Source organism: Veillonella sp. CAG:933, assembly GCF_000431435.1.
Classification (GTDB): domain Bacteria; phylum Bacillota; class Negativicutes; order Veillonellales; family Veillonellaceae; genus Veillonella_A.
In genome coordinates, this window is record NZ_HF986163.1 from 1 (window position 1) to 1,375 (window position 1,375).

Here is a 1,375-nt window from a genome sequence, read left to right on the forward strand (position 1 = left end):
CTACGGTCGGGTTATTCGGATGGTGGTTCTCGGTGCGGGGTCTTCGGGGCTGCTGCTCATGATGCGTCCTCGTATTCGTGGGCGGGTTTCGGTGCAAGATTAGCCTTTTATGGTAAGATCGTTGTAGTTGATTCAGATACATTTAAGAAAATGCAGGCATAGTCCTGAGTAATATAGATAATTAAATATTAATAACAAGGGCGGGATCTAAAAGAATTACTATGAGATGACTTTATAGTAAGACTGCTGTCACATTATTTCATACTTGAAAAAACAGTCAGGTAATTCAGATAATGGTTCTCAATGCAGAGTCTTCATAGCTAATGCTAATAATGCATCCTCGAATTCATAGACGAATATCAGTGAAATTTTGGAACTAACAGATACTTTCAGATAACTACAAAAATGTTTGTTGAACTTAGATCAGCCTTACCTCTAGGTAAAAGATAACAGGTGCTTTGAAGAGACCTTAGTAGTATTGTGCGAACGGGTCTTACCACCAAAATAGCTTATGAAAAGAATAGGCAATTTATTTAACAGGATAATATCATATGAAAATCTGGTCCGGGCTGAAAAGAAGGCTAGGCTAGGTAAAACTAAAAGATACGGCGTTAAGAAATTTGACAGGAATCCATATGAAAATCTGGTCCGGTTACAAAAGGCATTAATAGAAGATACGTATCGTACTTCGGAATATTGCGTATACACAATCATCGCCGATCGTGGTAATAAAGAAAGAGAGATATATAGGCTACCGTATTATCCAGACAGAATAGTCCATCATGCTATAATGAATGTTATAGAACCTTACCTTGTTAATAGATTTACTGCAGATACCTTTAACTGTTTAAAAGGAAGAGGTATTCATTATGGAGTAAAGAGATTGAAAAGAGATTTAAAAGCTGATAAAGAAGGCACAAAATATTGTTTAAAATTAGATATTAAAAAGTTCTTTCCTTCTATAGATCAAGATGTGTTATACTCACAATTTGAAAAGATATTTAAGGATAAGAAACTATTAAGATTATTACATCATGTAGTTTATTCTACACCAAAAGGTTTACCGATTGGAAATTACATATCTCAATTTGCAGCAAATTTGAATTTGACTTGGTTCGATAGGTGGATTAAACAAGTATTAAAAATAAAATATTATTACAGGCATTGTGATGATATTGTTATATTACACCCAGATAAAGATTACTTAAGATATTGCTTACAAGAGATTGAAAAATATCTAGCTGATAACTTGAAACTAAAAGTAAAACGTAATTGGCAGATATTTCCTGTAGAAGCAAGAGGTATAGATTTTATTGGTTATGTATTTTACCATGATCATACTTTACTCAGGAAAGATATCAAAAAGAAGTTTATT

At 33.2% G+C, this 1,375-nt stretch carries 1 protein-coding gene; it reads left to right on the forward strand.

All coding sequences use genetic code 11. The features are described from left to right. Window positions 1-511 precede the first annotated feature (511 nt). A partial coding sequence (locus tag QZL64_RS02875; RefSeq protein ID WP_296309232.1) for a reverse transcriptase/maturase family protein occupies window positions 512-1,375 on the forward strand: 864 nt, incomplete at its 3' end.